General features: G+C 64.8%; 14 protein-coding genes. 9 read left to right on the forward strand and 5 right to left on the reverse strand.

Going from position 1 to position 12,211, the window contains the following annotated elements:
* Positions 1-21 precede the first annotated feature (21 nt).
* Genes OKW20_RS24690 through lpdA form a run of 5 tightly spaced genes read left to right on the forward strand, consistent with a single transcriptional unit; the run spans position 22 to position 3,768 of the window.
* On the forward strand, positions 22-447 hold the full coding sequence (locus OKW20_RS24690) for a VOC family protein (protein WP_429176421.1): 426 nt from the start codon (positions 22-24) through the stop codon (positions 445-447).
* A complete protein-coding gene (locus OKW20_RS24695) occupies positions 444-1,085 on the forward strand; it encodes a LysE family translocator (RefSeq protein WP_429176423.1) in 642 nt (213 codons plus the stop codon). Before OKW20_RS24690 ends, OKW20_RS24695 begins: the two co-directional genes overlap by 4 nt.
* A gap of 2 nt (positions 1,086-1,087) precedes the next feature.
* A complete protein-coding gene (locus OKW20_RS24700) occupies positions 1,088-1,588 on the forward strand; it encodes a hypothetical protein (RefSeq protein WP_429176426.1) in 501 nt (166 codons plus the stop codon).
* On the forward strand, positions 1,585-2,337 hold the full coding sequence (locus OKW20_RS24705) for an SDR family oxidoreductase (RefSeq protein WP_429176428.1): 753 nt from the start codon (positions 1,585-1,587) through the stop codon (positions 2,335-2,337). The genes OKW20_RS24700 and OKW20_RS24705 overlap by 4 nt, the downstream gene beginning before the upstream one ends.
* Positions 2,338-2,361: 24 nt before the next feature.
* On the forward strand, positions 2,362-3,768 hold the full coding sequence (gene lpdA, locus OKW20_RS24710; RefSeq protein WP_429117171.1) for a dihydrolipoyl dehydrogenase: 1,407 nt from the start codon (positions 2,362-2,364) through the stop codon (positions 3,766-3,768).
* A gap of 150 nt (positions 3,769-3,918) precedes the next feature.
* Here lpdA and OKW20_RS24715 read toward each other — a convergent pair whose 3' ends face one another.
* Positions 3,919-4,413: an acyl-CoA thioesterase gene (locus OKW20_RS24715; RefSeq protein ID WP_034802542.1), complete on the reverse strand. Its 495-nt coding sequence runs from the start codon at positions 4,411-4,413 to the stop codon at positions 3,919-3,921.
* A gap of 203 nt (positions 4,414-4,616) precedes the next feature.
* Between OKW20_RS24715 and OKW20_RS24720 the strand changes: the two genes are divergently transcribed.
* The gene (locus OKW20_RS24720; RefSeq protein WP_043613936.1) at positions 4,617-5,087 is read left to right on the forward strand and encodes a DUF2867 domain-containing protein; all 471 of its coding nucleotides are present in this window, start codon (positions 4,617-4,619) and stop codon (positions 5,085-5,087) included.
* On the opposite strand, the gene OKW20_RS24725 is transcribed toward OKW20_RS24720, so the two are convergent.
* Entirely contained in the window at positions 5,084-5,680 is a 597-nt protein-coding gene (locus OKW20_RS24725) for a TetR/AcrR family transcriptional regulator (protein WP_429176430.1), read from the reverse strand. The two genes, OKW20_RS24720 and OKW20_RS24725, sit on opposite strands and share 4 nt — an antisense overlap.
* 121 nt (positions 5,681-5,801) lie before the next feature.
* Between OKW20_RS24725 and OKW20_RS24730 the strand changes: the two genes are divergently transcribed.
* The gene (locus OKW20_RS24730; protein ID WP_429176433.1) at positions 5,802-7,040 is read left to right on the forward strand and encodes an MFS transporter; all 1,239 of its coding nucleotides are present in this window, start codon (positions 5,802-5,804) and stop codon (positions 7,038-7,040) included.
* Between the two features lie 42 nt (positions 7,041-7,082).
* On the opposite strand, the gene OKW20_RS24735 is transcribed toward OKW20_RS24730, so the two are convergent.
* Positions 7,083-8,168, reverse strand: a complete 1,086-nt coding sequence (locus OKW20_RS24735) for a TraB/GumN family protein (RefSeq protein ID WP_429176435.1) — start codon at positions 8,166-8,168, stop codon at positions 7,083-7,085.
* 99 nt (positions 8,169-8,267) lie between these two features.
* Positions 8,268-9,203: a tyrosine recombinase XerC gene (locus tag OKW20_RS24740; protein ID WP_429176438.1), complete on the reverse strand. Its 936-nt coding sequence runs from the start codon at positions 9,201-9,203 to the stop codon at positions 8,268-8,270.
* Positions 9,204-9,338: 135 nt separating this feature from the next.
* On the opposite strand from OKW20_RS24740, the gene OKW20_RS24745 reads away from it, so the two are divergent.
* Positions 9,339-10,262, forward strand: coding sequence for a GNAT family N-acetyltransferase (locus tag OKW20_RS24745; RefSeq protein WP_402325779.1), 924 nt, complete (start codon positions 9,339-9,341; stop codon positions 10,260-10,262).
* Between the two features lie 68 nt (positions 10,263-10,330).
* Entirely contained in the window at positions 10,331-11,464 is a 1,134-nt protein-coding gene (locus tag OKW20_RS24750) for an AAA family ATPase (RefSeq protein ID WP_429176440.1), read from the forward strand.
* A 53-nt stretch (positions 11,465-11,517) separates the two neighbouring features.
* Here the strand turns inward: OKW20_RS24750 and fsa are convergent, their stop codons facing one another.
* The gene (gene fsa, locus OKW20_RS24755) at positions 11,518-12,171 is read right to left on the reverse strand and encodes a fructose-6-phosphate aldolase (RefSeq protein ID WP_043613920.1); all 654 of its coding nucleotides are present in this window, start codon (positions 12,169-12,171) and stop codon (positions 11,518-11,520) included.
* Positions 12,172-12,211: the final 40 nt, after the last annotated feature.

Raw genomic sequence — 12,211 nt, forward strand, 5'->3', positions numbered from 1 at the left:
ACAAGGCAAGAGGAGACTGGCATGGCATTCGGACCCGACGTTCCGCCGATCCAGGCGCATATCTGCGTCAAGGACGGGCTTGCCGCCATCGCCTTTTACGATAAGGCGCTCGGTGCGGTGAATACCTTCCACGCGATGGCCGAGGACGGCAAACGCGTCATGCACGCCAATCTGGCGATCTACGGCGGCGAGGTGATGCTGCACGACGAATTCCCCGAATTCGGCGGCAGCGTGCTGTCGCCCAACACGATCGGCGGTACCGGCGTTGCGATCAGCATCAACCTGGCAAAGCCTGCCGATGTCGACGCAGCCTACGACAAGGCGATGGCCGCCGGGGCATCGACAGTTCTGGAGCCGCAGGATACCTTCTGGCACGCACGCTACGCGCGCATAAAGGATCCCTTCGGCCACGTCTGGGCCTTCAACGCACCGGTCGCAAACCCATGAGCCAGTATTTCTTCGAACTCGCATCGCTGATGGCGATCTTCGCCTTCGCCATCGTCTCCCCCGGCGCCGATCTCGCCATGGTCATGCGCCAATCGATCGTGCATGGCCGCCGCCCGGCGATCATCACGTCCTTCGGCATCGGCACGTCGCTGATGTTCCATGTGACCTACACGATCCTCGGCCTCGGGCTGATCATTTCGCAGTCGATCTATCTGTTCAACATCGTCAAATGGTGCGGCGTCGCTTACCTGATCTATATCGGCATCAAGGCGCTGCGCGCCGGCCAGACGGAGATCAGGGTCGACCACACGGAAGGTAGCGGGTCGGCCAAGGGCCAGTCGGCGGCCAAGGCCTTTGGCCTCGGCTTTGCCGCCAACGCGCTCAACCCCAAGCCGGTGTTCTTCTTCCTGTCGATCTTCTCGACGGTCGTTCACGCCCATACGCCGATGATGATCAAGTTCGGTTACGGCCTTGTCATGGCGACCTGCCTGATCGCGTGGTTCGTCGGCGTCAGCATGTTCATGACGACGCCGCGCATGCGCGCCGCCTTCACTCGCGCCAGCAAGTGGATCGACCGCGCCAGCGGCGTGGTGTTCATCGCGCTCGGCCTCAAGCTTGCGACGGAGAAGGCTGTCTGATCATGCGCTCCGGTCGTCTCCTTTCAGCCCTGTTCGCCCTTGTCTTTGTTGCGCCGGCGATCGCCGCCGACTGCAAGCAGTCGCACGCGATCTACGGCGACCGCGACGGTGGCTATGAACTGCGCTTCGAGCCGGTCGGATCGGCGAGTGCGGCGACCAGCAACCACTTCAAGGTGGCGGTGCTGAAGCCCGGCCTGCTACTCGACGGCGTTGTGATGCCGGCGGGCGAGCCGGAACGCGCGACCGGGCTGATCATGCACAATTGCCCGGAAGGGGATGCGACCGGCGAGGAGCTGCGTGCCTGCACGGTGTGGCAGGGTGTCGTCTACGCGCTCGACAAGGCCGGCGCGATCAGCGAGATCCCGCAGGAGACCGAGACGGCGGCCGAGCAACTGCTGCTTCCCGATTTCGGGCCGTCGCTTCGCGCGTCGACCGCCTGGGGCAAGGGCAAGGCCGAGGCCGACAGCTGGGATGCCTTCACCTTCAAGGGATGCGCCGCATGAGCGCTGGCCCTGTTCTCCTCGTGACCGGCGGCAGCCGCGGCATCGGCGCGGCGATCTGCCTTGGCGCCGCAAAAGCCGGCTGGCGGGTCGCCGTCAACTATGCGTCGAACCGCGATGCGGCCGATGCGGTCGTCGGCGCGATCGAGCAAGCCGGCGGCACGGCGATCGCGGTTCAGGGCGATGTCGGCTCCGAGGCGGATATCCAGGCGATCTTTGCGGCTGTCGATGCCGCCTTCGGTCGCCTGGACGGTCTCGTCAACAATGCCGGCATTGTCGGCCCGACCGAACGGGTCGACGAAATGTCGCCCGAGCGGCTCGAACGCATGTTCCGCATCAACGTCACCGGTTCCATCCGCTGCGCGGCGGAAGCCGTCCGGCGGATGTCGACACGTTACGGGCACAACGGCGGCGTCATCGTCAACATCTCCTCGGTTGCCGCCACGCTCGGCTCGCCAGGACAATATGTCGACTATGCCGCCTCAAAGGGCGCGATCGACACGCTTACCATCGGCCTCGCACGCGAGGTCGCGACCGAGGGCATCCGCGTCAACGCGATCCGCCCCGGCATCATCGATACCGAGATCCATGCCTCTGGCGGTCTGCCGGACCGGGCGCGTGATCTCGCCTCCACCATTCCCGTTCAGCGACCCGGCACGGCCGAGGAAGTCGCTGACGCGGTTCTCTACCTCCTGTCGGATAAGGCGACTTATGTGACGGGGGCAATTCTCAATGTCAGCGGCGGACGGTAACCGTCCTGAAGGAAGGATATTCTAATGGCTTATGATCTCATCGTTATCGGCAGTGGCCCCGGCGGCTATGTCTGCGCCATCAAGGCGGCTCAGCTCGGCCTGAAGGTTGGCGTCGTCGAGAAGCGCGCCACCTATGGCGGCACCTGCCTCAACATCGGCTGCATCCCGTCGAAGGCGCTGCTGCATGCTTCCGAGGTGTTCCATCAGGTCGCTCACGGCGTCGATACGCTTGGTGTCGAAGTCGCAGCACCGAAGCTGAACCTCGAAAAGATGATGGCGCACAAGGACGCGACCGTTAAGGCCAATGTCGACGGCGTCTCGTTCCTGTTCAAGAAGAACAAGATCGACGGCATCCAGGGCACCGGCAAGGTGCTCGGCCAGGGCAAAGTCTCCGTCACCAACGACAAGGGCGAGGAACAGATCCTCGAAACCAAGAACATCGTGATCGCCACCGGCTCCGACGTTGCCGGCATTCCGGGCGTCAAGGTCGACATCGACGAGAAGGTCATCATCTCGTCCACCGGCGGCATCGCGCTCGAAAAGGTTCCGGCCAACATGATCGTCGTCGGCGGCGGTGTCATCGGTCTCGAGCTCGGCTCGGTCTGGGCCCGTCTCGGCGCCAAGGTCACCGTTGTCGAGTATCTCGATTCGATCCTCGGCGGCATGGACGGCGAAGTCTCCAAGCAGTTCCAGCGCATGCTGGCCAAGCAGGGCATGGACTTCAAGCTCGGCGCCAAGGTGACCGGCGTCGTCAAGGACGGCAAGGGCGCCAAGGTGACCTTCGAGCCGGTCAAGGGCGGTGACGCCGTGACGCTCGATGCCGACGTCGTGCTGATCGCCACCGGCCGCAAGCCCTACACCGACGGTCTTGGCCTTGCGGAAGCGGGCGTCGTCATGGACCAGCGCGGCCGCGTCGAGATCGACAATCACTTCCAGACGAGCGTCGCCGGCGTCTACGCGATCGGCGACGTCGTGCGCGGCCCGATGCTCGCCCACAAGGCGGAAGACGAAGGTGTGGCGGTTGCCGAGATCCTCGCTGGCCAGGCCGGTCACGTGAACTATGACGTCATCCCTGGTGTCGTCTACACCCAGCCGGAAGTCGCCTCCGTCGGCAAGACCGAGGAAGAGCTGAAGGCCGCGGGCGTTGCCTACAAGGTCGGCAAGTTCCCGTTCACGGCCAACGGCCGCGCGCGGGCGATGCAGGTGACAGACGGTTTCGTGAAGATCCTGGCCGACAAGGAAACAGACAAGGTACTCGGCGGCCATATCGTCGGCTTCGGCGCCGGCGAGATGATCCACGAGATTGCCGTGCTGATGGAATTCGGCGGTTCGTCGGAAGACCTCGGCCGCACCTGCCATGCGCATCCGACCATGTCGGAAGCGGTCAAGGAAGCGGCACTTTCGACGTTCTTCAAGCCGATCCACATGTAAGGATCATGCGGGGGCTGCGATCACGCGGCCCCCTGTTTCCGGCCGCGTTTCGTGTGTGCCGGCTGGCCCTTGTGGCCATTGCTCACCTCTGTCGCGTCAGCGCCCGCTGACATTGTCGCCATCGGCATTCCTGTTCGCCAAGCGACCGTATCATTCTTCTGAAGCAGACCTGAGGGCGTGGAAACGCTCCTCGAACTCGCGCCTCAGGCTGCGCCGTGCCTCGGCAGCGCGCTGCCGGCGTTTGCGGTCGGCCGTGTCGGTGACAAGGGTCGGAACCGGTGTCGGGCTGCCGTCGGCATCGACGGCGACCATGGTAAAATAGCAGGAATTGGTGTGGCGGCGTTCGCCGCTGCGGATGTTTTCGGCCTCGACCCGGATGCCGATTTCCATCGAGGTGCGGCCGGCATTGTTGACGGCTGCGCGGAAGGTGACGAGCTCGCCGACATGGATCGGCTGGCGGAAGGTGACCTGGTCGACCGAGAGTGTCACGGCATATTGCTGCGAATAGCGCGAGGCACATGAGAACGCCACGCGGTCGAGCAGGTTGAGGAGCGCGCCGCCATGGACCTTGCCGCTGAAGTTCGCCATATCGGGCGTCATCAGCACGACCATTTCCAGTTCGCGTGTGTCGTAGCTGGTTTCCATTGTCCATCTCCAGATTTGCAGCGTTCCGCCTGAGTTATGCAGCTTGCCGGAGCGAAGGGAAGGGGCGGAGTGGGGGCTCTGGACGAGGGCATGTGACGATTGGCCCGAGGGCTGCGACAAGCGGTCTTCTGTCCAGGCACGGGGGAGGGCGCAATCATGTCCGCAAGGACAGACGACGCGCGCGTCAGGAGGAAAGAGGAAAGATGAAACCGAGAGCCGTGGCCATATCGTTGCCGAGCCGGCACCTACCGGATGCCGATTGGGCCGACCGCTTCGAGCTTGCGCTTGACGGCAAGGGCGTGACCGCGGCCGAAGCCGCCGAACGTTCGCTTGGCCGGTCGCCGCGGTGGGTCCGCGTGCTGCTAGGCCTGCGCAACCGCATCGTCTCGGTCGTCGGCCTGAAGTCGGCGGCGCCCTCCAGCCGCCTGGGGCTGATCGGGGCGTTTCCTGTCGTATCGAAGAGCGATGACGAAGTGGTGCTCGGCTTCGACGACAAGCATCTCGATTTCCGCATCGTCGTCGATGTCAGGGCGGGATCCGCGGTTAACCAGATCGTCGGCGTCACCACGCTCGTGCGCAGGCACAACACGCTCGGACGGGTTTACCTCATGGCCGTTACGCCGTTTCACAAGGCGATCGTGCCGACACTTCTTTCGCGGGTGGCAGGTCCCTAAGCCCGGACTTCGGTTTTCAGCCCAGACAAAAGCAGGTCGAGATTGTCGCGTGCGCTGGTGAGGCGCAGGGCCGGATCGTCCGCCTCGGCAATCCAGAGCGCCGCGTCGGTGAGCGCGCCATTGATCAGCCGCGCCAATGTCTCGGCGTCTCCTTTCCGCACGACGCCGACGGCCATCATCGCCGAAAGCCTGGCGGCAAGCGATGCGAGGCATTGGCGCCGGCTCGGTTCCAGCATGCTTGCGCCGAGTACGGCCGGGGCATCCTTCAAGACGATCTGCCGGATTTCCGGCTCGAGCGCCATCTCCAGATAGAGCCTGCAGCGGCGCACGAAACCGTCCCACGGGTCCGGGGTCGCGGAGGCTGCGTCGAGCCGTGTATCCATCTCGCCGTCCAGGGTCTCCACGACCGCCCGCAGCAGGCCCTTCTTGTCGCCGAAGTGATGATAGAGCGCGCCGCGCGTGAGCCCGGCGGCGGCGGTGAAATCGTCCATCGACGTCTGCGCGTAGCCGCTTCGGGTGAACGCTTCCCGGGCAGCGGCGATCAGCTTTGCTCTCGTTTCCGCGATCATGTCGCTGCGCGCGCGCCGCGTCATCGGCAACTCCATTTGCATGCGGTGCGTATGTTAATTGACATGCGTGACGTATGTCAATATCACTTGCATACGCTGCGTATGTTAATGCGACGGCGCTAAAACACCCATTGCAGGAGCTTCCATGGCCAATCCCTACGCACAGATCTTTGCCGCCAAAGGCACGGTGGGCTTCACCCTGGCGGGATTGGTGTCACGCCTGCCGCTGTCGATGATGGGCATCGGCATCATCACCATGCTCGCCCAGTCCCGCGGCAGCTATGGCCTGGCCGGCGGTATGGCCGCCGCCTTTACGCTGGCCTCGGCACTGCTGGCGCCACAGGTTTCCCGGCTCGTCGATCGCTTCGGCCAGAGCCGCGTGCTGCCGGTTGCCGCAGTGCTCAGCCTTCTCGGCACGTCGGCCCTCCTCGCCTCGACCCATTGGCGGGCGCCGGACTGGACGCTCTTCGTCTTTGCAGTAATTGCCGGGTGCACGCCGAGCATGTCGGCAATGACCCGGGCGCGGTGGACCGAGCTCTATCGCGGCCGCCCGGAGCTCAAGACCGCCTTTTCGCTCGAATCGGTTTTCGACGAGATCTGCTTCATCGTCGGCCCGCCCATCGCAGTGGGCTTAAGCGTCGGTCTGTTTCCCGAGGCCGGGCCGCTGGCCGCCGCTGCGTGCCTCGCTATCGGGGTCACCGCCTTCGTCCTGCAGAAGGGCACCGAGCCACCGGTCAAGCCGGCGGAGACGATGGCGCCCGGTTCGGTCCTTCGCTACCCTGCGCTGCGCGTCCTGATCGTCGCGCTTGCCGGCATGGGCGTGATCGTCGGCACGATCGACGTGGTCAGCGTCGCCTTTGCCGAGGCCGAAGGGCGACCGGCGGCAGCGAGCCTCGTGCTCTCCCTCTATGCGCTCGGTTCCTGCATCGCCGGCCTGGCGTTCGGTGCGGTCAGGATCGGCCTGCCTTTGGCGAAGCTGTTCCTGATCGGGGCGGGCATGACGGCCGCCACCACATTGCCGCTGCTCTTTGCCGGCGGGATTGGCAGCCTTGCGACGATGATGTTCATTTCGGGCGTGTTCTTCGCGCCGACGATGATCGTCGCCTTGAGCATCGGCGAAACCGCCGTGCCGCCGTCGAAGCTGACGGAAGGGCTGACCTGGTTGACCACCGGTCTCGGCATCGGGGTTGCGGCGGGTGCGGCGGTGTCGGGCAGCGTGGTCGCGCGCTTCGGCGTGTCTGCCGGCTTCACCATTGCGCTCGCCGCTGGTGTCCTGATCCTTGGCGCTGCGTTCTGGGGCTATCGCGGCCTGTCGCGGATTGAGGCCGATGGTGCCACCGCAGGCGCAGCCGAGGTCGTTTCGCGCGCCGGTGCGCAGGGCTGAGGCGAGATATCGTGCCGGCAGCGTCCGTTGCCGGCCTGTCCGTCAGTTGGCGCGCGTGACCGTAAAGCCCTGGCCGCGCAGCAGTTCGACCAGGCCTTCCTTGCCCGGCAGGTGCAGTGCGCCGACGGCCATGAAGGCGCCGCCGTCCTTCAGGATCGGTTGGGCGCGCGTCGCCATGGTTTTGTTGCGGTCGACGATGATGCGCTGCTCGAAGTCGGCATAGCCGAAATCCTCGGCGCTCTTGTCCGACACGGCTTTCATCATTGGCATGATCATGCCGGTGTCGCCTGCGAGATAGAGATCGGTCATCGTCGCGAAGACGTCGTCGATGGTCTTACCGAGCGCGAGCGTCTCGATGAGGGCGCGCAGGTGCAGTTCGGTCGGCAGCGAGTCCATGGCGGCGAGCTGTTCGACCAGCGTTTCCAGACCCTTCAGCGTCTTGCCCTGACTGACCGCATCCTCGGCGATCTTCTTGTCGAGGAAGGAGGCGCCCGCGGCCTTGCGGCTCATTTCGCAGGCGGGCAGCGCGACGAAGCTCGCGATCATCCAGGGCTTCATGCGTGACACCAGGGGCAACGGAATGCCGCGTGCCTTGAGGCCGGTTTCGAGCTGTTCGCGGTCGCCGGGCTTCAGGAAGTCGGCGATCGTCTTGTTGTCCGGAAGCATGGTGAGATCGGGCCGCATCAGGATCGCGGCGGCCGACTTCTTCTCGTCGATGATCTCGTCCGATTCGACGATGACGGTCGAGGCTGCCTCGAAGGCGGCGGGCGCCTCGGTCGGCAGGGCCAGCACGCGCGGATCGGTGACATGCATCGTGCCGAGCAGCCAGGACGGCGCGACACCGTCCTTCTCGATCTTCCAGAAGATGCCCTTGCTGTTCGGGATCGCGGCGGCTTCCGCTTCGAGCGCGGCCAGTTTCGTCGGGTCGGATTTTGCAAGCGCGGTCAGAACGTTCGTGCCGCCGCATTCCACCTCTGCGGCATCGGCCTCGGCGACAAAGACGAGAGCGACGATGAGGCAGGCGGCGAGCAGGACATGCAGCAGGGCGACCAGCCAAAGTGCGCCGTCGGCGAGCCGTGCAAGCGGGTGCCGCGGCAGGTTTTGCTGAGGTCTCGCAAAGGCGGTCATCGTTCTTCCCCGACAGTCGCATGGTCGATAACCGACCCTAGGCCCGGGCCGGTCACGGCTTCCTTAACGGGCATGGTTAATCCGCCCTTTCGCCAAAAATCAGGCGCGCGGGTGGGCGCGGTCGTAGATCTCCAGAAGCCGCGCCGAATCGACGCCGGTATAGACCTGGGTGGTCGACAGGCTGGCATGGCCGAGCAGTTCCTGAATGGTCCTGAGATCGCCGCCGCCGGCCAGCAGATGCGTGGCGAAGGAGTGGCGCAGCGCATGCGGCGTTGCGGTCTCGGGCAGGCCGAGCGCGCCACGCAGCTTCTGCATTTCACGCTGGATGATCGCCGGCTGCAGCTTGGCGCCGCGCGCGCCCAGGAACAGCGGCGCATCCGCGGCGACCGGGTAGGGGCAGAGCTTCAAGTAGGTGGCGACCGCCGCACGCGCCGCTTCGATCAGCGGCACGATCCGCGTCTTGTCGCCCTTGCCGACGATGCGCAGCGACGTGGGTGCGCCGGAAAATTCCGACGGCGTGAGGCCGAGCGCCTCGGAAATGCGCAGGCCGCAGCCGTAGAGCAGGGTCAGCACCGCTGCGTTGCGTGCGGCGATCCAGGGCTCCTCGGCAAGCTGCGCCTGCGACGTTACGACAGTCAGCGCGTCACGATCGGTGAGCGGCTTCGGCAGGGATTTAGGCTGTTTGGGCGAGCGCACCGCGGCCGCACCGGCCGCATTGGCAAGGCCATTGCGTTCGAGATAGCGCAGGAAGGAGCGAAGCCCGGCCAGCCCGCGGCCGAGCGTGCGGGCGCCGGCGCCGCCCTTGCGACGCTGGGCGAGGAAGCCGCGCAGGTCGGCTGGCCTCAGTGTACGGATGTCGGAAAGCCGCGGCGGCCCGGCGAGATGGCCGGTGAGGAATGTCAGGAATTGCCGGGTGTCGCGCTCATAGGCCTCGACGGTGTTGTCGGAGAGGCGGCGCTCCCGCATGAGCCCGTCGAGCCAGCGCTGACGCTCGGCAAGAAGCTCCGGATGGCCGATGACGAGGAGCTCGTTCATTGTCGATTTCCATTGATGGTCCGCCCGCGACAATGCCCTGGCGCGTCTTAGGTTTTTGCTAATGCACCCTTGGAATTTGTCATTCTTCGATCATATAGAATTGCGATGGTCAGCCGCAAACAAACGGATCGGACTATGGCGGGACGGGATTCGGTGAACGGAATCGCGCATTTTGCTGAAGTGATCGCCCTGGTCTCCCAGGGGCAGCCTGGCCACATCGTCGACACCCTGATCGCGGAGCGTGGTCAGCGGATCGTCAAGAGCCCTCTCTGGCCGCTCATGCGGCCTTTTCTCTATACGCTGCTGAATTACCGCAAGGCGCACGAGTTTGCCGATGCGGTCGCCAACATGCCGGGTTTCCAGGCCTTCGAGCATCTGAGCTCGCTGCTGTCGCTGGAGGTGCGGGTCGACCGGGCCGAGCGCATTCCTGCCAAGGGTGGCTTCCTGCTCGTCAGCAATCACCCGACCGGCATTGCCGACGGGATCGCCGTCTTCGATCTCTTGAAGAGCCGGCGGCCGGACATGATGTTCTTCGCCAATCGTGACGCGATCCGCGTCAATCCGCGCTTCGTCGAGATGGTCATACCGGTCGAATGGCGTGAAGAACACAAGAGCAAGCTGAAGGCGCGCGAGACGCTGCAGGTGACCAACCGGGCGATCGGCGAGGGCAAGGCGACCGTACTCTTTCCTTCCGGACGCATCGCCTATTGGGCCGATGGCTGCCTCAACGAGCGGCCATGGAAGACGTCGGCCGTGGGCTTTGCGCGCAAATACGGCCTGCCGATCCTGCCGGTGCATATGAGCGCCCGCAATTCCGGCCTGTTCTACTGGTTCGCCAAATGGTCGACCGAACTGCGTGACATGACCGTGTTCCACGAGCTGCTGAACAAGAAGGGCGATCTCTTCGACTTTCGCATCGGCAACATGATCCCGCCCGAAGCGCTGGAAGGGGAAGCTGGCGAGGTGACGAAGGCGCTCGAACGGCACACTGTCTTCGATCTGGCGATGGATGCCGACGCGGCGTTCAAGCCCCGGCTGCAAACGGCGGCCGCGCTCTAGCGCCCGTCGTGGTTCACGCATACGCCGTCGGGCTTCACCCCGCGCGGCGGATCGGCTAGGTCTGAGCCATGCAGCTTCAATCCATGTTTGCGGAAAACTACCGTTCGCTGAAGTCGATCCGCATGGATCTGACCGGGGTCAACCTGTTCATCGGCGAAAACGGCGTCGGAAAGTCCAATCTCTATCGCGCGCTTCAACTCGTGCAGGCCGCCACGCGCGGCACGCTGGCGCGTGAGATTGCCGAGGAGGGCGGCATGTCGTCGGCGCTCTGGAGCGGCCGTCGGCGTGCCGACAAGCCGGCGCGCATAAGGCTCGAAACCGAGCTTCTGGACGAGGAGCGGGCGATCACCTTCCGCTACCGCATCGAGGCCGGGCTGCGTCCGCCGAAGGCTGCGGCCGGGTTCGCCTATGAGCCGCAGGTCAAGGAAGAGGAACTGACGGTCGAAACCGGCCGCCGTCCGGTGACGATGATGAAACGATCCGGCCCCGGCATCTTCGTGCGCGGCGAACGCGGGCGGATGGAGGATTATCCCGAACAGGCGCTGACGTCCGAGACCGCGATCTCGCTGCTCGGCGACGCCGGCCACTACCCGGAGGTCGGCACTTTCCGCCGTGCGGTCGAGCAGTGGCGCTTCTTTCACGGCTTCCGCACCGACCGCGATTCGCCGCTGCGGCTGCCCTGCCTTGCGGTGACCGCGCCGATGCTCGACGAGACCGGCGTCAACATGGCGGCCGTCTTTGCGACGCTCCGCCACACGCGCGAGGATACGGTCGACCTCGACCGGGCGATCGCCGACGCGTTCGGCGGCGCTTACCTCGATGTTCCGGATCCCGGCCAGTTCGCCGAGTTCTCGCTGGTCTTTCCGGATTTTCCCAGCCGGCCGTTTTCGCCGCGTGAGCTTTCCGACGGGCAGATGCGTTTTCTCGCGCTCGCGGCCGCACTGCTCTCCTACCGTCGGCCGCGCTTCATTGCGCTCAACGAACCGGAGACGAGCCTGCATCCGGACATGCTGCCCGCGCTTGCCGACATGATCGTCAGCGCTTCCAGGGAGAGCCAGATCTGGATCGTCACCCATTCGGAAAGACTGGCGGAAGAAGTGCGCCAGCGCTCCGGTATCCGTCCGCGCCGGGTGATCCGCAAGGACAGCGCCACCTGGATCGACGGCATGCGGCTGACAGGGCTGATGGACGACGACGAGTAGGCAACAAAAAACCCCGCATCGCTGCGGGGTTTTCTTGTTCATTCCCGAAACAATCAGGCGATCTTCTGGCCGGTCTTGGCCCAGTCGGCCAGGAAGGTTTCAAGGCCCTTGTCGGTCAGCGGGTGCTTGACCAGCGCCTTCAGCGTTGCCGGCGGCGCGGTGACGACGTCGGCGCCGATGAGGGCGGCTTCCTTGACGTGGTTCACGGTGCGGATCGAAGCTGCAAGGATCTCGGTCTCGTAGCCGTAGTTGTCGTAGATGTGGCGGATCTCGCGGATCAGGTCCATGCCATCGAACGCGATGTCGTCGAGGCGGCCGACGAAGGGCGAGATGAAGGTGGCGCCGGCCTTTGCGGCAAGCAGTGCCTGGTTGGCCGAGAAGCACAGGGTCACGTTGGTCTCGTGGCCGTCCGAGGTCAGCGCTTTGCAGGCCTTGAGGCCGTCGAGCGTCAGCGGCAGCTTGATGCAGATGTTGTCGGCGATCTTCGCGAGAACGGCCGCTTCCTTCATCATCTCGGCATATTCGGTCGCGGTCACTTCAGCCGAAACCGGGCCGTCGACGATCGAGCAAATTTCCTTGGTGACTTCGGTGATGTCGCGGCCCGACTTCAGGATCAGCGACGGGTTGGTGGTGACGCCATCGAGAAGGCCGAGATCGTTCAGCTCGCGGATTTCCTTGACGTCGGCGGTATCAACGAAAAATTTCATGGGGTCACTCCCTTGGGGCACGATTGCCGTTCGGCGCATA

This window comes from Ensifer sp. LBL, assembly GCF_050435225.1.
Classification (GTDB): Bacteria; Pseudomonadota; Alphaproteobacteria; order Rhizobiales; family Rhizobiaceae; genus Ensifer.

What these genes read in the sequence shown, in the direction of transcription:
- OKW20_RS24690 (WP_429176421.1), top strand. Translation starts at nt 22, where the DNA reads ATGGCATTCGGACCCGACGTTCCGCCGATCCAGGCGCATATCTGCGTC.
- OKW20_RS24695 (WP_429176423.1), top strand. Translation starts at nt 444, where the DNA reads ATGAGCCAGTATTTCTTCGAACTCGCATCGCTGATGGCGATCTTCGCC.
- OKW20_RS24700 (WP_429176426.1), top strand. Translation starts at nt 1,088, where the DNA reads ATGCGCTCCGGTCGTCTCCTTTCAGCCCTGTTCGCCCTTGTCTTTGTT.
- OKW20_RS24705 (WP_429176428.1), top strand. Translation starts at nt 1,585, where the DNA reads ATGAGCGCTGGCCCTGTTCTCCTCGTGACCGGCGGCAGCCGCGGCATC.
- lpdA (WP_429117171.1), top strand. Translation starts at nt 2,362, where the DNA reads ATGGCTTATGATCTCATCGTTATCGGCAGTGGCCCCGGCGGCTATGTC.
- OKW20_RS24715 (WP_034802542.1), bottom strand. Translation starts at nt 4,413, where the DNA reads ATGGAAACCAGCTACGACACACGCGAACTGGAAATGGTCGTGCTGATG.
- OKW20_RS24720 (WP_043613936.1), top strand. Translation starts at nt 4,617, where the DNA reads ATGAAACCGAGAGCCGTGGCCATATCGTTGCCGAGCCGGCACCTACCG.
- OKW20_RS24725 (WP_429176430.1), bottom strand. Translation starts at nt 5,680, where the DNA reads ATGACGCGGCGCGCGCGCAGCGACATGATCGCGGAAACGAGAGCAAAG.
- OKW20_RS24730 (WP_429176433.1), top strand. Translation starts at nt 5,802, where the DNA reads ATGGCCAATCCCTACGCACAGATCTTTGCCGCCAAAGGCACGGTGGGC.
- OKW20_RS24735 (WP_429176435.1), bottom strand. Translation starts at nt 8,168, where the DNA reads ATGACCGCCTTTGCGAGACCTCAGCAAAACCTGCCGCGGCACCCGCTT.
- OKW20_RS24740 (WP_429176438.1), bottom strand. Translation starts at nt 9,203, where the DNA reads ATGAACGAGCTCCTCGTCATCGGCCATCCGGAGCTTCTTGCCGAGCGT.
- OKW20_RS24745 (WP_402325779.1), top strand. Translation starts at nt 9,339, where the DNA reads ATGGCGGGACGGGATTCGGTGAACGGAATCGCGCATTTTGCTGAAGTG.
- OKW20_RS24750 (WP_429176440.1), top strand. Translation starts at nt 10,331, where the DNA reads ATGCAGCTTCAATCCATGTTTGCGGAAAACTACCGTTCGCTGAAGTCG.
- fsa (WP_043613920.1), bottom strand. Translation starts at nt 12,171, where the DNA reads ATGAAATTTTTCGTTGATACCGCCGACGTCAAGGAAATCCGCGAGCTG.